The following is a 20,404-nucleotide window of genomic DNA, read 5'->3' as shown; positions in this document are numbered from 1 at the left end:
CCGTCAGTCCACTGGCACCCTCCGCCACCCCCCATCGGTAACGACCACATGGTCCAGGAACCGCAGACCGACCGTCGCCGCGCCCGCCGTCAGGCGGGTCGTTGCGCGGCGGTCGGCCTCGCTGGGGTCGGTGCAACCCGTGGGGTGGTTGTGAGCGACGCCGAAGGATGTGCCGCCCGCCGCGAGGACCAGGGCCAGGACATCGCGGACCGGGAGCAGGCTGCGATCCGTCACGCCTTCCGTGAGGACGGTCGTGCGGATGACCGAGCCCGACCCGTCGCAGACGACCACGACGACGCGTTCGTGCCGCAGGCCGTGAAGGTGGGGAGCCGCGATCGTCGCCAAGTCGGCTGATCCACGGATCCGTTGACGGGCCGAGGATGAGGGCGGCGCCACTCGGCGGCCCAGCTGGAACGCCGCCGCGACCCGTGCCGCCTTCGCAGGGCCGATCCCGGCCAGGCCCGCCGCCAGCTCATGTGCCGGGAGCCGGGACAGTTCGTACAAGCCGCCGTGCCGGTGGATCAGCTGTCCGGCCAACTCCACCGCATCCTGGCCGGGGAGTCCCGCGCCCAGCAGCAGCGCCAGAAGTTCACGGTCGGACAACGCCTCCGCGCCCCGCGCCAACAGCCGTTCGCGTGGTCGGTCCCGGGCCGGAACGTCCCGCATCCGTACCACCGCCTCGCCCTCCTCAGTCCACCGAGTCTCGGTCGAGAGGTTCTGAGCCAGCGGCTACCGGGGGGTCGGGTTCCGGGTCGGGTGAAGGGGCGAACGCCTCTGCGTCTCCGCTGCTTCCCGCCGCCGAGCCGATGAGTTCCATGAGCCGCCGGTGCAGCGTCTCCGAGCGGGCCCGGAGGAACGCGTCGTAGTCGTCGCGCAACGCGGCCTGGTAGGCGTCCTCTTCGATCAGGCAGGTACGCAGCCGCTCCCGCAGCTTGTCCTCGCCGTGCCAGCCGGCCAGGTCCCTCAGGTAGGCGGAGGGGCGTCGGTCGGAGATCCAGTTGTTCGTGATCGCGCTGAGCATGATCAGGTTGCCGCAGACGTTGTCCTTCCCTGCCTTCACCCCCTCCTTCCTCAGGTACGCACGCGGGAAGAAGTGGTGAAACTGCTTCCCGTTCTGCCAGGACAGCGCGTCGGCCACGTCGATGACGAGACCCGTGTTCAGGTCGACGGGCTTCTCGTAGGACATCAGCAGCACCAGAAGCTTGCTGGGAGCGTTCTGCCGGGAGAACTGCGCGCGCTGCCACAAGACGCTTCGAGGCAGCGCGGCCGCTGTCTCGACCTCCGACGAGCGGCCCGCCGCGAACTCCGTCACGGCCGTCAGGTCCGGCCCCATCTGGGACTCACGCCAGCCCTTGAAGTACTCGCCGCTCGCCGTCAGCCAGAACCAGCGCGTCACGGCCTCGTACTGGGCCGCCGTCGGCTTGGGTAGTTGCCTGAACAGCTCGACCAGGACGGCGAACTGGTTGTAGTAGGGCAGCGCTTCGGCCTGCGGGGTGTGGATCTGTGTGGAGAGGAAGTCCACGGCTCGGGCAGCAGCCTTGCCGGCGTCGCCGACGGCTGCCTGGAGCTGCTGACGGTCCAGCCCGCGCAGCTCGTGGATGGACTTGGTGGAGAAGCCGAAGCCCGCTGCCGCCGAGATCGTCCGCAACATGGTTTTGGCGTCGACCCGGCCGTACTTCTTGGTGTCGAGGACTTGGAGAAGCTGCTCGATCTCGTCCTTGAGGTCGAAGTCCTTCGACCAGGTGCCGGCCCGGATCAGGTCGACGATGTCCATGGACGTGCCCGTACTGTTGATCCGCTCGAAGATCCGGGCCGAATCCTCTTCGGAGACGTCGAGCAGTGTCACCAACGGCACCTGATAGTGCGCGAACTGTTCGCTCAGCGCTTGCGCGCGCCGCTGAAGCTCGTCGCTCGGCTTGTCCCGCTGGATCCACGACAGGATCGCGCCGACCGAGGTGAGATCCCGGACGGGGATGATGTGCGGCCCTGTCGGGGTCTCCTCCGTGAGGTGCAGGAACTCCTCGCGATCCAGGTCGTACGCGATCTCCCAGATCGCCCCGGAGCCGTGCAGCGCGCCGACCAGGCTTGCCAGCCGCTGCTGCCCGTCGAGGACGTAGTGCACCGGGGCGCCCTCGTGCTGCGGCACGGTGTCCAGGCCCGCGATCTCATGTCCGCTGGCCAGCTTGGCCGTTGTTCGCCACATGAGCAGGCTGCCGATGGGGTAGTTGCGGCGCACCGAGTCGAGCAGATACAGGATCTGCTGCGGGGTCCAGACGAACGCCCGCTGGAACTTGGGTAAAACGATGTCGCCGCTCAGGACGCGCGAAGCGAGTGAGGTGATCGGCGCGATCGTCGGCTCGGGCGCGCGCATCTTCGCCGATGACGTCCCCATTGCGTACCCCCTGATCGCCGGACCCGACAGCTGGAACAGCTGCGAGAAACGATCGTAGGGGGCACCACTGACAATCGAACGAGTTCGCCTCCTAGCGGAGCCCGTCCACGAAGGCCCGCCAGGCGTTCGGGCGGATGAGCAGCGCGGGTCCGGTGGGATTCTTGCTGTCGCGGACAGGTATGACGCCGGGGAAGCCGTCGGCCACCTCGACGCACTCACCGCCGGTACTACCGCTGTAGCTGGACTTACGCCACCGTGCGTTCCTCAGTTCAAGGTAGGTCTCCATAGTGTTCCTCCATCACGCGGGCGATCAGTGCCGCCGAATCCTCCACGGAAAGGGCGGCGGCCTGCAAGCGAGCGTAACGGCGTGCGGCATCCCTGACAGTCTCGGGATTGGCCGTCATGTGGCCGGAGATGAGGTCCTCCGTGTAGATGATGTCGGGGTCGTCGTCGAAGCGCATGGCAGTGAACGATCCATCCAGGCTGGCGTGTTCACCTGCTGATCTCGGCAGTACCTGCACATGCATCCACCGGTGCCCCGTGAACTCCAACAACCGCGCCAGTTGCCCCCGCATGACCTCCCGGCCACCGATGGGCCGGTGCAGCACGGCTTCGTCGAGGATCGCCCAGGCCAGCGGGGGCTGCTCCCTCTCCAGGATGCGCTGGCGCTCCATCCGGGCCGCGACCAGCCCGTCGAGATCGTCGGGCATGCCCGTGGCCAGCACCGCCCGCGCGTACTCCTCCGTCTGCAGCAGTCCGTACACCACCTGTGCCTGGTACGTGGAGATGTACGTGGCCTTCGCCTCCATCTCCGCGTACGGCTGGAACCAGTTGGGCAGTTGACTGCGGAGCACGAGGCCGATCAGTCGGGAGAACACCCCGTCCGTGCCGAGCGCCGCGTCCACCCGCTCGGAGAAATCGCGGGTGGGAATCTTCTTCGTGGTCTCGATCTGACCGACCAACGAGCCAGTGCAGAAGATGATCTCTCCGAGCTGGCCCTGTTTGAGGCCGTGCGCCTCGCGTTGCCGACGCAGCTCCCACCCGTAGTAGTCGAGTGGGGAAGCGCTGGGGTCGAGCGATTGGATGTTGGCCACTGCGGTACCTCCGGCCTGCAACATCTCGCGGTGTTCGCTTCATTGCGTAGCTGAGGGTAATCGTTCCGTCGCATCCTGGTGACGTGAATCAAGCAACTGGTCCGCGGGCGACGGACTTCGAGACCGGGTACCGCGCCGAGTTCGCGGTCGGCGAGCACTCGGCACGGCATCTGCGCCGCATCCTGCGGCTGTACCTCAGTGGCTCGGGCCTGAGCGAGCTGGCCGACGCGGCCGAACTTGCGCTGACGGAAGTCGTCGGCAACGTCGTACGGCACGTACCCGACCGCCGCTGCAGCATCTGCTTCCTGTTCCGGCCCGAAGGGGTACGGGTGGAGGTCGCTGACAGTTTCGCGCGACGACCTGCCAGAAGGGTCGGGGACCTCCTGGCCGATGGTGGGCGCGGCCTGCTTCTGGTCGAGACGGTTGCCGATCGGTGGGGTGTGGCCCCGCGCCCCAGCGGCGCCGGCAAGACGGTGTGGTTCGAGTGCCTGACCAAGACGCCGGACGTGGAGCGAGACCGCGCACTGAGCGCCTGCGGCGAGTAGCCCCTCGCCCTCGTCGCCGGCTTCGGCGAGCATCCCGGAGCGCCGTCCCACACTGGGCCCGGCCGAGGGGCTGATCTGGGAACTCGCGACCTGAGCGGGCGTCAGTCCGCTGATGCGGGCTCCTCCGCGTTGCGCCACACCGTGATGTCCACCGAGACGTAGTCACTGGGGTCGGACTTCGGGGCGGTGCCCCGGAAGGTGACCAGCGCGATGTGGCCGGAGCCTGTGTGCACGCAGAACTGGGAGCCCTTGGACAGCTGAGAGAGCGACACCTGCTTCGCGTACCGGGTCTCCTCACGGCAGGTCTTGAGCGAACCCGGCTGGGCGTTGTTCAGCAGGACGACCTTCTCGCCTCGGCTGCCCACAGCTTTGGTGTCGCCGAAGCCGCTGCCTTCGGCGTAGTACAGGTCGGCGTCGTCCACGTATTGGGCGCCGATATCGTCGTACAGCGGCTTCGGGGGCGAGTCCGCGAACCGGACGTAGTAGTCCAGGGGATGTTGATGCCTTTGAAGTTCACGGGCTTGGGGTCGGGGAGCGGCTTCGCGGCGGCCGAGCTCGTCGCCCCTGAACCGGCCGTCGAGCCGGTGTCGCGCGAGGTGCCGACGGCGTACAGCAGCCCCGTGCAGCCCGCGAGCGGCAGCAAGACTCCTGCGATGACGCCGAGCGCACGCCGGGAGCCGCCCGGTCGAGCCGGCCGCCAGGCGGGCGGCGGCGGACCGTATGAGCTGGGATGGGGCGGGTATGGCGTGGGCGGGACGTACAGTCCTGGAGTCGGATGACCGTAGGCCGTGGTCACCCGCTGTGGCGCGGGAGGCTGCGGCGCGAGCGGGTGGGGTACGGGCGGCTGCGGTACGGATGGCGCGGTCATCGTCGGATGGGCGTGTGGGGCTGGCGGGGCGACCTGGGTGACCGGTGCCGTTGCCGGTGTCGCCGCCAGCTCGGCCGACGCGGACACCCGCCGGGTGATCTGCTCGCTGATCGCTTCCGGTAGCCACGCCCCGGACTGTCGTAGCGGAGTGGGCGACGCCTCTTGGCACAGTGCCACGAACTCGGTCGGAGAGGGACGCTGCGCGGGGTTCTTGGACAGGCAGCGCGCCAGGAACCCGAGCTGCTTCGGGAGCCCGGTGAGATCGGGCTCCTCGTGGACGATCCGGTACAGCACCGCGTGGGACGGGCCGTCCCCGTACGCTCCTGTGCCTCGTGCCGCGTACACAGCCACCTGGCCGAGCGCGAACACGTCCGAGGCGGGGGCGATGTCCTTCCCGGCAGCCTGCTCCGGCGACATGAAGGCCGGGGTGCCGATGGAGACGCCGGTGCCGGTCAGCGCCGTGGCGTCGGCGGCACGGGCGATGCCGAAGTCGATGACGCGGGGGCCGTCGGAGGCGAGCAGTACGTTGGCGGGCTTCAGGTCGCGGTGGACGGTGCCCGCGGAGTGAATGACCGACAGAGCCTCGGCCACTCCCGCGAGCAGCCGCAGAACCGTCGGTACGGGCAGCGGTCCGTGCTCGGCGACGGCCGAGGCCAGCGAGGGGCCCGGCACATATGCGGTGGCCAGCCACGGCTGCGAGCCCTCGACGGAGTAGTCGATGACGGGAGCGGTGTAGGGGCCCTGTACGCGCTTGGCGGCCTGGACCTCCTGCTGGAACCGGCGGCGGAACTCAGGGTCCTCGCTCAGTTCCGGTCGGATGGTCTTCAGGGCGATCGGGTGCCCACCGGGTGTGTACGACAGGTACACGGTGCCCATACCGCCCGAGCCGAGCCGTGCCGCGAGCCGGTAGCCCGCCACCGTCGTCGGGTCGTTGCTCTCCATCGGGCGGCACTGGCCGCCTTGTTGAACTGAGCCCATAGCCATCCCCCGTGATTCGAGCCTGTCTGCGGCACGAGGCTATCCGAGCTGATCATTCTTGCGCGCGGAGAGCGCGGTTCAGCGGCCGCTGCTCCGTACCTCGGCCAGCACCGCGTCCGTGAACGGGGGCCAGGCCTCGACGGCCCACGGGCCGAAGGCGCGGTCGGTGAGCGCGACGGCCGCGACGGCCGCCTCGGGGTCCACCCACAGGAACGTGCCGGACTGGCCGAAGTGCCCGAACGTGCGCGGCGACGACGAACTCCCGGTCCAGTGCGGCGACTTGGAGTCGCGGATCTCGAAGCCGAGTCCCCAGTCGTTGGGGTTCTGGTGCCCGTACCCCGGCAGGACGCCCTTCGTCCCCGGGTACTGCACCGTCATCGCCGCCGCCACCGTCCGCGGATCCAGCAGCCGCGGCGCCTGCAGTTCGGCCGCGAACCGCAGCAGGTCCGTGACGGTCGACACGCCGTCCTTGGCCGGCGAGCCCTCCAGGGAGGTCTGCGTCATCCCCAGCGGCTCCAGCACCGCCTGCCGCAGGTACTCCGCGAACGGGATGTCCGCCGCCTTCGCGATGTGGTCGCCGAGCTGCTCGAAACCGGCGTTGGAGTACAGCCGCCGCTCACCCGGGGCCGCGGTCGTGCGGTGCTCGTCGAAGGCCAGCCCGGAGGTGTGCGCGAGCAGATGACGCACCGTGGAACCGGCCGGCCCCGCGGGCTCGTCCAGCTCCACCGCCCCCTCCTCGTAAGCGACGAGGGCGGCGTACGCGGCGAGCGGCTTGGTGACGGAGGCCAGCGGGAAGCGCCGGCCGGCCGGCCCGTGGGTCCCGAGGACCGTGCCGTCGGCCCGTACGACGCCCGCCGCGGCGGAGGGAACCGGCCAGTTGTCGATCAACGCGAGGCTCTTCAGCGACATGCGGACGAGCCTATGCCGTCCGCTCCGCGCGCCCCACAGCAGCAGCTCCCTCAGCGGGTCCGGCTGGGGGCGCAAGCCGAGCGACGCGTACAGCGGCGTGATCTCGCCGCGTCGCCCGGTTTTCTTACCGGGTTCGCTTGCTTCGAGCGCACTCCAAGGCCATAGCGTGGTGGTCATGACGGTGTTGCAGACCACGCCCGTGACCATCGAGCAAACCCCGAGCCCCGCAGACGTCTGCTCCGCGCCACCCCCGCGGCACCCGCGCCCCGACGGACAGGACAGCTACACGATCAGCGAGGTCGTCGCCTTCACCGGGCTCACGGCCCACACCCTGCGCTGGTACGAGCGGATCGGGCTGATGTCCCACATCGACCGCTCGCACACCGGCCAGCGTCGCTACAGCAACCGCGACCTGGACTGGCTGGACCTCGTCGGCAAGCTGCGGCTGACCGGCATGCCGGTCGCCGACATGGTGCGGTACGCCGAGCTGGTGCGCGAGGGCGAGAGCACGTTCGGCGAGCGCCACGAGCTTCTCGAGGCGACCCGGCGGGACGTCCGGGCCCGGATCGCCGAACTCCAGGACACGCTGGCCGTGCTCGACCGGAAGATCATGTTCTACGCGGACGCCACCCGCGTCCCCGAAGGCGAAAGGACCGCCCGATGACCGACCGCAGGATACCGACGGCACCACTCGGCGAGAACGGCCCCGAGGTCGGCGTCCAGGGACTCGGCTGCATGGGGATGAGCTTCGCGTACGGCCCCGCGGACGCCGACGCGTCCCGGGCCGCCCTGGAACGCGCCCTCGAACTCGGCGTCACGCTCTACGACACGGCGGACGCGTACGGCGCGGGCGAGAACGAGAAGTTCCTCTCCCCGTTCTTCAAGGCGCACCGCGACGAGGTCGTGATCGCGACGAAGTTCGCCCTGGCGATCCCGCCGGACGACCCGACGCGCCGGGTCATCCGCAACGACGCGCCGTACATCCGCGAGGCCGTCGAGGCGAGCCTGCGGCGCTTGGACGTCGACGTCATCGACCTCTACTACATGCACCGGCGCGATGTGAGCGTGCCGATCGAGGACACCGTCGGCGTGATGGCCGAGCTGGTGCGCGAGGGCAAGGTCAAGCAGCTCGGCCTGAGCGAGGTGACCGCCGCCGAACTGCGGGCAGCGCACGCCGTGCACCCCATCGCCGCCGTCCAGTCGGAGTGGTCGCTGTTCAGCAGGGACATCGAGGCGCAGGTCGTCCCGGCGGCCCGCGAGCTCGGCGTGACGCTGGTGCCGTACTCGCCGCTCGGCCGGGGGTTCCTCACGGGCTCCTTCGCGGACGCCGCGACGGACCTGACCGCCGGTGACTTCCGCCGTCAGCAGCCCCGCTACCAGGGTGCGAACGCGGCCGCCAACGCCGTCCTGCTGGAGCCGATCCGCGCGGTGGCCGAGGCACATTCCGTGACACCGGCCCAGATCGCCCTGGGCTGGGTCCAGCAGCAGTCCCGGGTGCACGGCCTGCCGGTCGTCCCCATCCCGGGCACCTCCAAGCCGGGCCGGGTCGAGGAGAACGCGGCGGCGACGGCCGTCGAGCTGACGGGGCAGGAGCTGGCGCTGCTGGAGCCGATCGCGGGCAAGGTGGCCGGCGACCGCTACGCGGACATGTCGTTCACGTCCGCCGGCCGCGAGTGATCACAGCTCCGACAGCAGCTCCGCCTTCTTCACGGAGAACTCCTCGTCCGTGACCAGTCCGGCCCGGTGCAGCTCGCCGAGGTGACGGATGCGTTCGGCGATGTCGGAGGGATCGCGACGGGGGACGGAGGCCGGCACCATGGCCGCGGGCCCCCGGTTGCGCACGGCCGCCAGGACCGCCGCCGCGAACGGCAGCGACTCGTGGACCGGCCCGTAGCCGAGACCGAAGACGACCGTCGCAGGGTCCTGGTCGGCCGGCTCCGTGGTGGGCTCGCCGCCCAGCAGCCGCAGATGCCCCTCGAACAGCTCCGGCGAGCGCCACTCCACCCCGGTCAGCTCGGACACGGCGAAACTCTGGTCGCCGGCCTTCCACTTCGCCGACGACGCGCCCGTCCAGAACCACCGGAAGCGCACCGTGCGCCCGTCGAACGAGGCCTTGCCGTCGTACGCCTTGAACGACAGCGGTCCCTCGGGGGCGTCCACCAGGAAGCGGTCCGCGGGACCGGAGCCGGTCAGCCGCGCCCGCAGCTCGTCGGCGTAGTACTCGGCGAGCGTCTCCCGTTCGGCGGGCAGCACCAGCCGGTACGGATCGCACCCCTCCTTCAACTGCCCCGCGGCCGCCTCCATCAGCGGATCGGCGCCGGGCCGCGGCTCCGCGCGCAGCACGACCGTCCCGCGCCGCCCCGGGGTCAGCGTCACCCGGGCGATGGCCGCCACCGGGATGCGGCGCTCTCCCAGCGCCGACAGCAGCTTGGGCGTGCGCAGCCCCCGTTCGTGACGGATGAGGACGGAGTCGGAATCGAACTCCCAGGCGGCATGAAATCCGGCCAGTACGTCACCCATGCGGCTCATCGTATGCGGGACACCCATTCTTCGTCCCCTCCCCGCGCGCACCGCAATTCCTGCGTCTCTACGCGCGTCCGGCCTTCGTCGTGTCGGACAAACCCACCGTGCAGGCGTCATCGTCGTGGGCGCACTCCACCGCGTCGTACGCGCCGGCGCCGATCTCGGCGAAGTTGCGCAGGCTGTCGGTCCCCGGTTCGAAGTAGCCGCCGTGGCCCTTGGCCTCCCGTGCGGACAGCACCCGCGCGCCGAACTCCCGCGCCATCGGGTCCTCGCCGTGCCCGAGGCCGCCGACCTCCAGGTGCGGCACGTCCTGGATCCAGTCGTCGGCGTCCCGCATCGCCCACACCCGGGCGTCGGTGCCCAGCTCGGCGGCGTTCTCCGCGCGCATGCCGGGGCTGCCCGCCACCGCGATGTCGGCCACCCGCTCCGGCATCGTGCGAGCGGCGACCCCGCAGACCACGGAGCCGTAGCTGTGGCAGAACATCGCCACCGGCGCGCTGCCCGGCAGCGCGCCGACGAGGGCGTTCAGCCGGACGGCGCCGTTCACCGCGCGCATCGCGGTGGCCGAGTCGATGCCCAGCCCGTCGGGGGAGGTGTAGTCGGCCCAGGCGATCACGGCCGTGCGCGTCGAGGGGCTCGCCTCGCGCTCGGCCGCGTACAGCGCCTGGGCCATGCCGACCGGCGCCGAGTACCTGCGGTTGGTGCGCTGGAAGGTGAGCAGGTCGGTGTCGACGCCGGGGACGACGATCGAGATGCGGTCCGCCTGGTCGAGGCCGCCGAACACCTCCGCGGCCCGGCCCGAGCCCTCCGGGTCGAAGGCGAGGATCTGCCGGCCGGGGGCGCTCAGCGCCTCGTAGCGGTGCATCCGGCGTTCGGCCAACTGCTGCCCGGCGGGCGAGAGTCGGCTGTCGTGCGTCCGGGTCCGCTCGATCGCCACCTGCCGCAGCAGCGCGAGGCGGTTGGCGCGATAGCGCAGCCGGGTGGGGGCGCCGTTCATGTTGCCGACGGCGAGCGCGTACTCCCGCGTGAGCGCGGTGCGCTGCGCCGCGGTGAGCGAGGCGAAGAAGCGGGCGAGTCGCGCGGGGCCGGAGTCGAGGTCCGGCAGCGCGTGGCCGGCGAGCCTGCCGTGTTCCCAGGCGGTGCGCGAGGTGTGCAGGGCGCTGGTGTCGCGCTGCTGGCGGACGGCGGTCCAGCCGGTGGTCGCCAGCATCACGAACACCACGGCCAGGGTGGCGAGGGAGCGCCAGACGCCGAGTTGCGGAGAGGTGTCGAAGGAAGTCACTGAAAGGACACACTAGGAGAACGAGACGGTCTCGAGTGACCCAAGTGACGGGGATCACGTTTCGTTCGGCGTGGGAATGGTCATAAAGACCCTCAGGCCTTGCGCCGGGGGACCGTTCAGGCCGTGCGCCAGTCCCCCAGCAGTGCGGGTCCCACCCCGTCGAGGTAGTCCGCGGTCAGCGCGCGGATCCCCTCCAGGCTGAAGTCGTCGCCGGTGGACCACTGACGCTCCGTCACCCGCATCACGCCGCTGAAGACGGCCACCGCCAGCCGGGGCCGGGGATCGCCGTCCACGTCGAGCCCCTCGCGTCCGGCGATCACCCCGGCGAGGTCCTCCTCGACCTCCGCGGACCGCCGCAGATGCGCGGCGAGCAGTACCGGTGTCGACTCGATCACCCGGTACATGCGCAGATACAGCTCCACCGGCGCGACCGACTCCACGACCTCGTTGATCGAGTCCCAGCCGTCCAGCACGGCCTGTCGCAGCGCCTCCAACGGCGGCTCGTGCGGCGGACGTTCGCGCACCGCCTCGACGAACCGGCCCACCGTCATCTCCACCAGGGCGAGCGCCGCCTCCTCCTTGCCGGCGAAGTAGCGGAAGAAGGTGCGCTGCGAGACGTCGACCGCCTCGGCGATCTGGTCGACGGTCGTCTCGTCGTACCCCTGGGAGGTGAACAGCTCCACGGCGGCCCGCAGCAGCGCGTCCCGGGTGCGCTGCTTCTTGCGTTCGCGCAGTGTCGTCGGCATATGTGTCAGTTACCGCCTTGTGAACTCGTTTGTCAATTGTCAGCGGCTGTCACTAGCCTCGAACGCATGACTAGTCAGACCACCATCGACTCGACGGGTCCGGGGGGCAAGGCTCCGGCGGACCGGTCGGACGGACCGCCCGCCCAGGGGCTGCGCGGCCACCCGTGGCTCACCCTCATCACCGTCGCCGTCGGCGTCATGATGGTGGCCCTCGACGGCACCATCGTGGCCATCGCCAACCCGGCCATCGCCAGCGACCTCGGCGCCACCTTCGCCGAGGTGCAGTGGATCACCAACGCCTACTTCCTCGCCCTCGCGGTCTCCCTGATCACCGCGGGCAAGCTCGGTGACCGCTTCGGCCACCGCCAGACGTTCCTGATAGGCGTGGTGGGCTTCGCCGCCGCCTCCGGCGCGATCGGCCTGTCCTCCAGCATCGGCGCGGTCGTCGCCTTCCGGGCGCTCCAGGGTGTGTTCGGCGCTCTGCTCATGCCGGCCGCCCTCGGCCTGCTGCGCGCGACCTTCCCGGCGGAGAAGCTCAACATGGCCATCGGCCTGTGGGGCATGGTCATCGGCGCCTCCACCGCCGGCGGTCCGATCCTCGGCGGCGTCCTCGTCGAGCACGTCAACTGGCAGTCGGTGTTCTTCATCAACGTGCCGGTCGGCGCCCTCGCCCTGGTGCTGGGCGTGCTGATCCTGCTCGACCACCGTGCGGAGAACGCCCCGCGCTCCTTCGACGTCCCCGGCATCGCCCTGCTCTCCGGCGCGATGTTCTGCCTCGTCTGGGCCCTGATCAAGGCTCCGGCCTGGGGCTGGGGCGACGGACGCACATGGGCGTTCGTCCTCGGCTCCGCGGTGCTCTTCGCGGCCTTCGCCGTGTGGGAGTCGAAGGTGCGCGAGCCGCTGATCCCGCTGGCGCTCTTCCGGTCGGTCCCGCTCTCGGCGGGCGTGGTCCTCATGGTGCTGATGGCGATCGCCTTCATGGGCGGCCTGTTCTTCGTGACGTTCTACCTCCAGAACGTGCACGGCATGAGCCCCATCGACGCGGGTCTGCACCTGCTTCCGCTGACCGGCATGATGATCGTCGGCTCCCCGGTGGCGGGCGTGCTGATCACCAAGCTCGGCCCGCGCATCCCGTTGGCCGGCGGTATGGCGGCCACCGCGATCGCCATGTACGGCATGTCCACGCTGGAGACGGACACCGGCAGCGGTGTCATGTCCGTGTGGTTCGCGCTGCTGGGCTTCGGCCTCGCACCCGTCATGGTCGGCGCGACCGAGGTCATCGTCGGCAACGCTCCGATGGAGCTGTCGGGCGTGGCGGGCGGACTCCAGCAGGCCGCCATGCAGATCGGCGGCAGCCTCGGCACGGCCGTGCTGGGCGCCGTGATGGCCTCCAAGGTGGACGGCGACCTGCCGGGCAACTGGAAGGCCGCGGGCCTGCCCGAGCTCACCCCCGCTCAGCTCGACCAGGCCTCCGAGGCGGTCCAGGTGGGCGTGGCGCCGGTCGCGCAGGGCACCCCCGAGGCGGTCGCCGCGAAGATCGCGGACGTCGCCCACGACACGTTCATCTCCGGCATGAGCCTGGCCTCGCTGGTCGCGGCCGGGGTGGCGGTCGTCGCCGTCTTCGTCGCGCTGCTCACCAAGCGCGGCGAGAACGCGAAGGCGGGCGCGGGCGTCGGTCACATCTGACGGGATTCCGACGACTTTCCCCTATCAGGGTGACAACGCTAAAGGTTTCTCGCCTCCGGCACGCGTCACAGGTCACAGTGGGTCAGGCCCTCCGGAAGGCAGGGCCTGCCAGGGCCGTGGCGCGCTGTCGGAGGGGGACAGCGCGCCGACCGCCCGGCGACTGCGGGGCATGGACCGCGTCCCGCGGGTTACCCGTTCATCGAAACATCCCCGGGATCCAGGGAGTTGACGATGGCCGGATTCGGAAACGGCGCCCGCAGGTACCCCCGCTCGCCTGGCCGCACCAGGTCAGGGACCGGGCCGGACAGCGCGACGCTCGGCATCATCGGCCTCGTCTGCGCGGTCGCCGGATTCTTCGCGCTGGGGATCGTCCTCGGCCCCGCGGCGATCGTCTGCGGCTGGCTGGCCATGGGCCGCACCTGGGCGGGCCCCCGCCCGGTACCGGCCCTGGTCGCCGTCGTCCTCGGAGCGATCGACACCCTGCTGGCCCTCGTCTGGCTGGCGGGAGCGGCCGGCCCGGGCAACGGGCTGCTCTGACCCCGGTCCGCCCCGATTCGGGGCTCGGCCTCCGGCCCGGCCCGGTTCCCGCGCCGATCTCCGGCCCGCCCCGGCCTCCGGTCCCCGCCCTGCGGCCGTGAGCGGTCGCCGTGGCGACCGTGTCCCCGGGGCGGCTTCCGGCCGACGGGGCGGCCTTCGGTTCCCGGCTAGTGGGGCGGGTGGCCGGCGGTCAGGGACGGGGCCTTCCGGGCGCCGTCCCGCAGCGCCGCGACCTCGCTCCGCAGCGCCCTCACCTCCTCCGTCAACGCCAGGATCGCCTCCGTCTGCGCGCGTTCCTCGACGTCGTCCTTCTCGAACCGCTCGATGAACCACGCGGCGATGTTCGCGGTCACCACACCCAGCAGGGCGATCCCGGAGAGCATCAGTCCCACGGCGATGATCCGCCCCAGGCCGGTGGTCGGCGAGTGGTCCCCGTACCCCACGGTCGTCATCGTGGTGAACGACCACCACAGCGCGTCACCCAGTGTCCGGATGTTCCCGCCCGGCGACTCGCGCTCGACCGACAGCACGGCGAGCGAGCCGAACATCAGCAGCCCGACGACCGCGCCCACGACGTACGTCGTCATCCGGATCTGCGAGGCCATCCGGGCCCGCCGGCCCACCAGCAGCAGCGTCGAGACCAGCCGCAACAGCCGCAACGGCTGGAGCAGCGGCAGCACGACCGCGCACAGGTCCAGCCAGTGCGTACGGACGAACCGCCGCCGCCCGGTCGTCAGCGCCAGCCGGATCAGATAGTCCGCGGCGAACGCCCCCCACACCGTCCACTCGACCGCGGTGCACACCACCGTCGTCGAACGACCGGCGGAGGTGTCCACGATCGGCACCGCGTAGGCGACGGCGTACATCACGGCGAGGGCCAGCAACGGCCGTTGCGTCCACTGCTCCCACCGGTCCTGCCGGTCCCATCGGGGCTGCGCCGTTCCTTCGTGCATGGTCGCATCGTAAAGAACGGGTAAGGGCGGTGAAGCCCGAAGGGCGGTGGAGCCCGAAGACTCCACCGCCCTTCGTCCGCTCAGGTCGTGCGGAGGCTACGCGTCGCCCCCGGCGGCCCCCGGGTCCGCCGCAGCGACGTCCAGCAGTTGGTACCGGTCGATGGCCTGCTTCAGCAGCGACCGGTCGACCTTGCCCTCCCGAGCCAGCTCGGTCAGCACCGCCACGACCACCGACTCGGCGTCGATGTGGAAGAAGCGGCGCGCAGCACCGCGGGTGTCGGCGAAGCCGAAGCCGTCCGCGCCCAGCGACTGGTACGTGCCCGGCACCCAGCGGGCGATCTGGTCCGGCACCGACCGCATCCAGTCCGAGACGGCCACGAACGGCCCCTCGGCCCCGGAGAGCTTGCGCGTCACGTACGGCACCTGCTGCTCCTCCTCGGGGTGCAGCAGGTTGTGCCGCTCGACCTCGACGGCCTCGCGCCGCAGCTCGTTCCAGGAGGTCGCCGACCAGACGTCGGCCTTGACGTTCCAGTCCTCGGCGAGGATCTTCTGCGCCTGGAGCGCCCACGGGACGGCCACACCGGACGCGATGATCTGCGCCGGAATCGACCCCGAGGTGCCCTCGCTGAAGCGGTGGATGCCCTTGAGGATGCCCTCGGCGTCCACGTTCGCCGGCTCGGCGGGGTGCTGGATGGGCTCGTTGTAGACGGTGAGGTAGTAGAAGACGTCCTCGCCGTGCGGGTGCTCGGCGGAGCTGCCGTACATCCGGCGGAGCCCGTCCTGCACGATGTGCGCGATCTCGAAACCGAAGGCGGGGTCGTAGGCGACGCAGCCCGGGTTGGTCGAGGCGAGCAGCTGGGAGTGGCCGTCCGCGTGCTGGAGGCCCTCACCGGTCAGGGTCGTGCGCCCGGCGGTCGCCCCCAGGACGAAACCGCGCGCCAACTGGTCCGACATCTGCCAGAACTGGTCACCGGTGCGCTGGAAACCGAACATCGAGTAGAAGACGTAGACCGGGATCAGCGGCTCGCCGTGCGTGGCGTAGGCCGAGCCGGCCGCGATCAGGGAGGCCGTGCAGCCCGCCTCGGAGATGCCGTCGTGCAGCATCTGCCCGGTCGGCGACTCCTTGTACGCGAGCAGCAGCTCCCGGTCGACCGACTCGTACTGCTGGCCGAGCGGGTTGTAGATCTTCGCACTCGGGAAGAAGGAGTCCATGCCGAACGTGCGGTACTCGTCCGGCGCGATCAGCACGAACCGCTTGCCGATCTCCTTGTCCCGCATGAGGTCCTTGAGCAGCCGGACGAACGCCATCGTCGTGGCGATCGACTGCTGACCCGAGCCCTTCTTCACGGACGCGTACGTCTTGTCGTCCGGCAGTGCGAGCGGCTCGGAGCGCACCACACGGGTCGGGACATAGCCGCCGCAGCTCTTGCGGCGGTCGTGCATGTACTGGATCTCCTCCGAGTTCCGGCCGGGGTGGAAGTACGGCGGCGCACCGCCCTCCAGCTCCTTGTCGGAGATCGGCAGGTGCAGCCGGTCGCGGAAGCCCTTGAGGTCGGCGACCGTCAGCTTCTTCATCTGGTGCGTGGCGTTGCGGCCCTCGAAGTTCGGCCCCAGCGTCCAGCCCTTGACCGTCTTGGCGAGGATGACCGTCGGCTGGCCGGTGTGCTCCACGGCCGCCTTGAACGCCGCGTAGATCTTCCGGTGGTCGTGACCGCCGCGGCCCAGGTGCAGGATCTGGTCGTCGGTCATGCCCTCGACCATCGCGCGCAGCCGGTGGTCGTCGCCGAAGAAGTGGTCCCGGATGTAGGCGCCGGACTCGGTGGCGTACGTCTGGAACTGACCGTCCGGCGTCGTGTTCATCCGGTTGACGAGGGTGCCGTCGCGGTCCTGGGCGAGCAGCGGGTCCCACGACCGGTCCCAGATCAGCTTGATCACGTTCCAGCCGGCGCCCCGGAAGACCGACTCCAGCTCCTGGATGACCTTGCCGTTGCCGCGCACCGGCCCGTCGAGCCGCTGGAGGTTGCAGTTGACCACGAAGGTCAGGTTGTCCAGGCCCTCACGCGCGGCGATCGTCAGCTGGCCGAGCGACTCCGGCTCGTCCATCTCGCCGTCCCCGAGGAACGCCCACACGCGCGACTTCGACGTGTCGGCGATCCCGCGCGCGTGCATGTAGCGGTTCATCCGCGCCTGGTAGATCGCGCCGATCGGGCCGAGGCCCATCGACACCGTCGGGAACTCCCAGAAGTCGGGCATCAGGCGCGGGTGCGGATACGAGGACAGCCCGTGCGGCGCCTTCGACTTCTCCTGGCGGAACCCGTCGAGGTTGTCCTCGCTGAGCCGGTCGAGCAGGAACGCGCGCGCGTAGATGCCCGGCGAGGCGTGGCCCTGGAAGAAGACCTGGTCGCCGCCGTCGCCCTCGTCCTTGCCGCGGAAGAAGTGGTTGAAGCCGACGTCGTAGAGGGACGCCGAGGAGGCGAAGGTGGCGATGTGACCGCCCACGCCGATGCCCGGCCGCTGGGCCCTGGACACCATCACGGCCGCGTTCCAGCGGGTGGCGTTGAGGATCTTGCGCTCGATCTCCTCGTTGCCCGGGAAGAACGGCTCGGCCCTGGTGGGGATGGTGTTGACGTAGTCCGTGCTGCGCATCTCGGGCACGGCCACGCGCTTCTCGCGGGCCCGCTCGATCAGGCGCAGCATGAGATAGCGGGCCCGATCCCGGCCGCGCTCGTCGATCGCGGCGTCGAGGGAGTCGAGCCACTCCTGGGTTTCCTCGGGATCGAAGTCAGGAACCTGACTCGGAAGGCCGCCAATGATGATCGGGTTGCGATCGGATCCGGAAGCCACGCTGTTCCTTACCTGTCAGAGGGGCGGTGTGGGGGCTGGGTGGGGCTATGGGTCTCGCTCCGTGCCTCGCGGGCGTCACGCGGATGGCTCCGCCGGTCTCTCGCGCGCCTGCACCGCCCCATCGTGTACCTACGCGACGCAAACGTCATCTCTACCCCTAGGTAACAGCAGCCCGTTCGGATCTCGTACCCTTGGATGGTTCTCAAATGCGCAAACAGGGCAGATAGGTGTGGTGTACGTCACGATCCGTCCGCACCGTGTGCCTGGAGTTGCGTCGAGACGGCCAGGATCGTCACCGTTTCGGCGGTCCGAACCGCCGGGTACTTGCGCGATCCGTCCCGTCCGTGTGGACTACGGCCAATGCCTCGCGCACGCGCGTGGCTGAGTTTCCCCCCAGTCCTGGACGGGCCCGGGGGAACCCCATCCGAATCAAGATCAGGAGGCAACCCGTGAGCGCGACCGCGGACCACGCGGAGGAGCGGACCAGCCCTGCCGTCAGGCTGGGTTTCCAGCCCGAGCAGGTGGTCCAGGAGATCGGCTACGACGACGACGTCGACCAGGAGCTCCGCGAGTCCATCGAGGAAGTCATCGGCAGCGATCTGGTGGACGAGGACTACGACGACGTCGCCGACGCCGTGGTGCTCTGGTTCCGCGACGATGACGGAGACCTGACGGATGCGCTGGTGGACGCCACCACGTACATCGAAGAAGGCGGGTCGATCCTCCTCCTGACGCCGAAGACCGGCCGTACGGGATACGTGGAGCCGAGCGACATCTCCGAAGCCGCGACGACTGCGGGTCTGTCGGCCAGCAAGAGCGTCAGCGTCGGCAAGGACTGGAGCGGCAGCCGGCTGGTGACGCCCAAGGCGGCCAAGTCCAAGAAGTGATGTGACGTGCGGACGGGCCGGGCTCACGCCTTCGGCCCGTCCGTCGGCCTTCGGCGGCCGCTGCGTAGGGTGGGTCTCACCCAGACAGCCCACCCGAAGGGACATCCAGGCATGGCGATCCAGGTCGGCGACAAGGCCCCCGACTTCGAGCTCAAGGACAACCACGGCCGGGCCGTGAAGCTCTCCGACTTCCGGGGCGACAAGAACGTCGTCCTGCTCTTCTACCCCTTCGCCTTCACCGGCGTGTGCACCGGGGAGCTGTGCGAGGTGCGCGACCACCTGCCGCAGTTCGCCGACCGCGACACCCAGGTGCTCGCCGTGTCCAACGACTCGATCCACACCCTGCGCGTCTTCGCCGAACAGGAGGGCCTGGAGTACCCGCTGCTGAGCGACTTCTGGCCGCACGGCGAGGTGTCCCGCGCCTACGGCGTCTTCGCCGAGGACAAGGGCTGCGCGGTGCGCGGCACCTTCGTCATCGACAAGGAGGGCGTCGTGCGCTGGACGGTCGTCAACGCCCTGCCGGACGCCCGGGACCTCGGCGAGTACGTCAAGGCGCTCGACACCCTGTGATTCTTCGGTCCCAGGGCCTGCGAGCTTCGGGAACCCGTCACTAGGATCGACTCGTTGATCCGATATCCGACGCATCACGGGGCTCCCCGCCCCAGAAACCAATGGAGGAGCTCGTGGGAGTCAGCCTCAGCAAGGGCGGCAACGTATCGCTGACCAAGGAGGCCCCGGGCCTGACCGCGGTCATCGTCGGTCTGGGGTGGGACGTCCGCACCACGACCGGCACCGACTTCGACCTGGACGCCAGCGCGCTGCTGGTGAACAACGCCGGCAAGGTCGCCAGTGACGCCAACTTCGTCTTCTTCAACAACCTGAAGAGCCCCGACGGCTCGGTCGAGCACACCGGTGACAACACCACGGGTGAGGGCGAGGGCGACGACGAGGCGATCAAGGTCAACCTCGCCACGGTCCCGGCCGACGTCGACAAGATCGTCTTCCCGGTGTCGATCTACGACGCCGAGAACCGGCAGCAGTCCTTCGGCCAGGTCCGCAACGCGTTCATCCGTGTCGTGAACCAGGCCGGCGGCGCCGAGATCGCCCGCTACGACCTCAGCGAGGACGCCAGCACGGAGACCGCGATGGTCTTCGGCGAGCTGTACCGGCACGGCGCCGAGTGGAAGTTCCGGGCCATCGGCCAGGGCTACGCCTCCGGTCTGCGCGGCATCGCGCAGGACTTCGGCGTCAACGTCTGAGTCACCCGCACCACCCGAGTCACCTGATCGTCCGACCCCAGGCGCCGCACCGTTTTCACGGGCGGCGCCTGGGGGTCCCCTCCGGGGGAGCGCAGGACAACCGAAGAGACTGCCTGAGCATGACCTAGGGGAGGACCAGCAATATGGGCGTCACGCTCGCCAAGGGGGGCAACGTCTCCCTGTCCAAGGCCGCGCCGAACCTCACTCAGGTGATGGTCGGCCTCGGCTGGGACGCGCGCTCCACCACCGGAGCCCCCTTCGACCTGGACGCCAGCGCGCTGCTGTGCACCGGCGGGCGGGTCATGGGGGACGAGTGGTTCGTCTTCTACAACCAGCTCCAGAGCCCGGACGGCTCGGTGGAGCACACCGGCGACAACCTGACCGGCGAGGGCGAGGGCGACGACGAGTCGCTGATCGTGAACCTCCTCAAGGTGCCGCCGCAGTGCGACAAGATCGTCTTTCCCGTCTCCATCCACATGGCCGACGAGCGGAGCCAGACCTTCGGTCAGGTCTCCAACGCGTTCATCCGCGTCGTCAACCAGGCCGACGGCCAGGAACTCGCCCGCTACGACCTCAGCGAGGACGCCGGCACGGAGACCGCGATGATCTTCGGCGAGTTGTACCGGTATCAGGGCGAGTGGAAGTTCAGGGCCGTGGGGCAGGGGTACGCGTCGGGTCTGCGGGGCATCGCGCTCGACTTCGGGGTGAACGTCTCCTAGAAGTCCCGGATTCCGCACGGAGGCCGGCTACCGATCGGTACGGGGCCCGCCCGCCCCCTACGGAGCAGTCGACCCTTAGACTTCGCAGCTGAAAGTCAATGTTTCGTAAAGCCGAGGACGGCGCGGGGGAGACCCGCCCTCAGATCCGTCTGAGGGGACCCCCAACACAGGATTGGGTAGCC

At 69.9% G+C, this 20,404-nt stretch carries 21 protein-coding genes; 9 read left to right on the top strand and 12 right to left on the bottom strand.

Annotation, left to right across the window (positions count from 1 at the left end):
- Window positions 1-3 precede the first annotated feature (3 nt).
- The 4 genes from QF032_RS12820 to QF032_RS12805 form a co-directional block, all read right to left on the bottom strand.
- Window positions 4-666, bottom strand: coding sequence for a JAB domain-containing protein (locus QF032_RS12820; protein ID WP_307056037.1), 663 nt, complete (start codon window positions 664-666; stop codon window positions 4-6).
- Window positions 667-688: 22 nt separating this feature from the next.
- Window positions 689-2,392, bottom strand: a complete 1,704-nt coding sequence (locus QF032_RS12815) for a DUF262 domain-containing protein (protein ID WP_307056036.1) — start codon at window positions 2,390-2,392, stop codon at window positions 689-691.
- Window positions 2,393-2,483: 91 nt separating this feature from the next.
- Window positions 2,484-2,678 carry a DUF397 domain-containing protein gene (locus tag QF032_RS12810; protein ID WP_307056035.1) on the bottom strand — a complete coding sequence of 65 codons (195 nt, stop codon included), beginning with the start codon at window positions 2,676-2,678 and terminating at the stop codon, window positions 2,484-2,486.
- Window positions 2,662-3,486 (bottom strand): helix-turn-helix domain-containing protein, encoded by an 825-nt coding sequence (locus QF032_RS12805; protein WP_307056034.1) that lies wholly within the window; start codon window positions 3,484-3,486, stop codon window positions 2,662-2,664. The genes QF032_RS12810 and QF032_RS12805 overlap by 17 nt, the downstream gene beginning before the upstream one ends.
- Window positions 3,487-3,569: 83 nt before the next feature.
- Here QF032_RS12805 and QF032_RS12800 point away from each other — a divergent pair, with 83 nt between their 5' ends.
- Window positions 3,570-4,031, top strand: a complete 462-nt coding sequence (locus QF032_RS12800; protein ID WP_307056033.1) for an ATP-binding protein — start codon at window positions 3,570-3,572, stop codon at window positions 4,029-4,031.
- Window positions 4,032-4,132: 101 nt separating this feature from the next.
- Here QF032_RS12800 and QF032_RS40885 read toward each other — a convergent pair whose 3' ends face one another.
- The 3 genes from QF032_RS40885 to QF032_RS12790 all read right to left on the bottom strand — a co-directional run bounded on the left by QF032_RS40885 (window position 4,133) and on the right by QF032_RS12790 (window position 6,786).
- Window positions 4,133-4,396, bottom strand: coding sequence for a hypothetical protein (locus QF032_RS40885; RefSeq protein ID WP_444875847.1), 264 nt, complete (start codon window positions 4,394-4,396; stop codon window positions 4,133-4,135).
- Entirely contained in the window at window positions 4,363-5,841 is a 1,479-nt protein-coding gene (locus tag QF032_RS12795; RefSeq protein ID WP_444875846.1) for a serine/threonine-protein kinase, read from the bottom strand. Before QF032_RS12795 ends, QF032_RS40885 begins: the two co-directional genes overlap by 34 nt.
- A gap of 114 nt (window positions 5,842-5,955) precedes the next feature.
- Window positions 5,956-6,786 (bottom strand): serine hydrolase domain-containing protein, encoded by an 831-nt coding sequence (locus tag QF032_RS12790; RefSeq protein WP_307056032.1) that lies wholly within the window; start codon window positions 6,784-6,786, stop codon window positions 5,956-5,958.
- A gap of 175 nt (window positions 6,787-6,961) precedes the next feature.
- Here QF032_RS12790 and QF032_RS12785 point away from each other — a divergent pair, with 175 nt between their 5' ends.
- Together QF032_RS12785 and QF032_RS12780 are read left to right on the top strand one after the other, a co-directional pair.
- On the top strand, window positions 6,962-7,450 hold the full coding sequence (locus tag QF032_RS12785) for a MerR family transcriptional regulator (protein ID WP_057583016.1): 489 nt from the start codon (window positions 6,962-6,964) through the stop codon (window positions 7,448-7,450).
- On the top strand, window positions 7,447-8,463 hold the full coding sequence (locus tag QF032_RS12780; protein ID WP_306952734.1) for an aldo/keto reductase: 1,017 nt from the start codon (window positions 7,447-7,449) through the stop codon (window positions 8,461-8,463). The genes QF032_RS12785 and QF032_RS12780 overlap by 4 nt, the downstream gene beginning before the upstream one ends.
- Here the strand turns inward: QF032_RS12780 and QF032_RS12775 are convergent, their stop codons facing one another.
- From QF032_RS12775 to QF032_RS12765, 3 genes are all read right to left on the bottom strand, one after another.
- Window positions 8,464-9,315 (bottom strand): DUF4429 domain-containing protein, encoded by an 852-nt coding sequence (locus QF032_RS12775; RefSeq protein WP_306956122.1) that lies wholly within the window; start codon window positions 9,313-9,315, stop codon window positions 8,464-8,466.
- A gap of 58 nt (window positions 9,316-9,373) precedes the next feature.
- Window positions 9,374-10,591, bottom strand: a complete 1,218-nt coding sequence (locus tag QF032_RS12770) for an alpha/beta hydrolase (RefSeq protein WP_307042457.1) — start codon at window positions 10,589-10,591, stop codon at window positions 9,374-9,376.
- Window positions 10,592-10,707: 116 nt separating this feature from the next.
- Window positions 10,708-11,337 (bottom strand): TetR family transcriptional regulator, encoded by a 630-nt coding sequence (locus tag QF032_RS12765; RefSeq protein ID WP_306952737.1) that lies wholly within the window; start codon window positions 11,335-11,337, stop codon window positions 10,708-10,710.
- 66 nt (window positions 11,338-11,403) lie between these two features.
- Between QF032_RS12765 and QF032_RS12760 the strand changes: the two genes are divergently transcribed.
- Together QF032_RS12760 and QF032_RS12755 are read left to right on the top strand one after the other, a co-directional pair.
- Window positions 11,404-13,023, top strand: a complete 1,620-nt coding sequence (locus QF032_RS12760) for an MFS transporter (protein WP_307056031.1) — start codon at window positions 11,404-11,406, stop codon at window positions 13,021-13,023.
- A 231-nt stretch (window positions 13,024-13,254) separates the two neighbouring features.
- Complete coding sequence (locus QF032_RS12755; protein WP_306952740.1) at window positions 13,255-13,560, top strand: small hydrophobic protein; 306 nt, start codon at window positions 13,255-13,257, stop codon at window positions 13,558-13,560.
- Window positions 13,561-13,727: 167 nt separating this feature from the next.
- On the opposite strand, the gene QF032_RS12750 is transcribed toward QF032_RS12755, so the two are convergent.
- The gene (locus QF032_RS12750; RefSeq protein ID WP_306952742.1) at window positions 13,728-14,513 is read right to left on the bottom strand and encodes a potassium channel family protein; all 786 of its coding nucleotides are present in this window, start codon (window positions 14,511-14,513) and stop codon (window positions 13,728-13,730) included.
- Between the two features lie 96 nt (window positions 14,514-14,609).
- Window positions 14,610-17,357: a pyruvate dehydrogenase (acetyl-transferring), homodimeric type gene (gene aceE, locus QF032_RS12745; RefSeq protein WP_306952743.1), complete on the bottom strand. Its 2,748-nt coding sequence runs from the start codon at window positions 17,355-17,357 to the stop codon at window positions 14,610-14,612.
- A gap of 449 nt (window positions 17,358-17,806) precedes the next feature.
- Between aceE and QF032_RS12740 the strand changes: the two genes are divergently transcribed.
- The 4 genes from QF032_RS12740 to QF032_RS12725 all read left to right on the top strand — a co-directional run bounded on the left by QF032_RS12740 (window position 17,807) and on the right by QF032_RS12725 (window position 20,222).
- The gene (locus tag QF032_RS12740; protein WP_057583034.1) at window positions 17,807-18,244 is read left to right on the top strand and encodes a DUF3052 domain-containing protein; all 438 of its coding nucleotides are present in this window, start codon (window positions 17,807-17,809) and stop codon (window positions 18,242-18,244) included.
- A 111-nt stretch (window positions 18,245-18,355) separates the two neighbouring features.
- Window positions 18,356-18,814 carry a peroxiredoxin gene (locus tag QF032_RS12735; protein ID WP_107444157.1) on the top strand — a complete coding sequence of 153 codons (459 nt, stop codon included), beginning with the start codon at window positions 18,356-18,358 and terminating at the stop codon, window positions 18,812-18,814.
- Between the two features lie 113 nt (window positions 18,815-18,927).
- Window positions 18,928-19,503, top strand: coding sequence for a TerD family protein (locus tag QF032_RS12730; protein ID WP_057583419.1), 576 nt, complete (start codon window positions 18,928-18,930; stop codon window positions 19,501-19,503).
- A 143-nt stretch (window positions 19,504-19,646) separates the two neighbouring features.
- Window positions 19,647-20,222, top strand: a complete 576-nt coding sequence (locus QF032_RS12725) for a TerD family protein (protein WP_306952748.1) — start codon at window positions 19,647-19,649, stop codon at window positions 20,220-20,222.
- Window positions 20,223-20,404 lie beyond the last annotated feature (182 nt).

The organism is Streptomyces achromogenes (genome assembly GCF_030816715.1).
In the GTDB taxonomy this organism is placed as follows: domain Bacteria; phylum Actinomycetota; class Actinomycetes; order Streptomycetales; family Streptomycetaceae; genus Streptomyces; species Streptomyces achromogenes_A.
Note: the sequence above shows the minus strand (reverse complement) of the source record. Positions and strands in the feature narration are given on the sequence as shown.

Excerpts from the sequence above, each read along its gene's own strand:
- QF032_RS12785 (WP_057583016.1), top strand. The coding sequence starts at position 6,962 with ATGACGGTGTTGCAGACCACGCCCGTGACCATCGAGCAAACCCCGAGC.
- QF032_RS12775 (WP_306956122.1), bottom strand. The coding sequence starts at position 9,315 with ATGAGCCGCATGGGTGACGTACTGGCCGGATTTCATGCCGCCTGGGAG.
- QF032_RS12815 (WP_307056036.1), bottom strand. The coding sequence starts at position 2,392 with ATGGGGACGTCATCGGCGAAGATGCGCGCGCCCGAGCCGACGATCGCG.
- QF032_RS12765 (WP_306952737.1), bottom strand. The coding sequence starts at position 11,337 with ATGCCGACGACACTGCGCGAACGCAAGAAGCAGCGCACCCGGGACGCG.
- QF032_RS12795 (WP_444875846.1), bottom strand. The coding sequence starts at position 5,841 with ATGGAGAGCAACGACCCGACGACGGTGGCGGGCTACCGGCTCGCGGCA.
- QF032_RS12810 (WP_307056035.1), bottom strand. The coding sequence starts at position 2,678 with ATGGAGACCTACCTTGAACTGAGGAACGCACGGTGGCGTAAGTCCAGC.
- QF032_RS12755 (WP_306952740.1), top strand. The coding sequence starts at position 13,255 with ATGGCCGGATTCGGAAACGGCGCCCGCAGGTACCCCCGCTCGCCTGGC.
- QF032_RS12750 (WP_306952742.1), bottom strand. The coding sequence starts at position 14,513 with ATGCACGAAGGAACGGCGCAGCCCCGATGGGACCGGCAGGACCGGTGG.
- QF032_RS12725 (WP_306952748.1), top strand. The coding sequence starts at position 19,647 with ATGGGCGTCACGCTCGCCAAGGGGGGCAACGTCTCCCTGTCCAAGGCC.
- QF032_RS12790 (WP_307056032.1), bottom strand. The coding sequence starts at position 6,786 with ATGTCGCTGAAGAGCCTCGCGTTGATCGACAACTGGCCGGTTCCCTCC.
- QF032_RS12735 (WP_107444157.1), top strand. The coding sequence starts at position 18,356 with ATGGCGATCCAGGTCGGCGACAAGGCCCCCGACTTCGAGCTCAAGGAC.
- QF032_RS12820 (WP_307056037.1), bottom strand. The coding sequence starts at position 666 with ATGCGGGACGTTCCGGCCCGGGACCGACCACGCGAACGGCTGTTGGCG.
- QF032_RS12760 (WP_307056031.1), top strand. The coding sequence starts at position 11,404 with ATGACTAGTCAGACCACCATCGACTCGACGGGTCCGGGGGGCAAGGCT.
- QF032_RS12780 (WP_306952734.1), top strand. The coding sequence starts at position 7,447 with ATGACCGACCGCAGGATACCGACGGCACCACTCGGCGAGAACGGCCCC.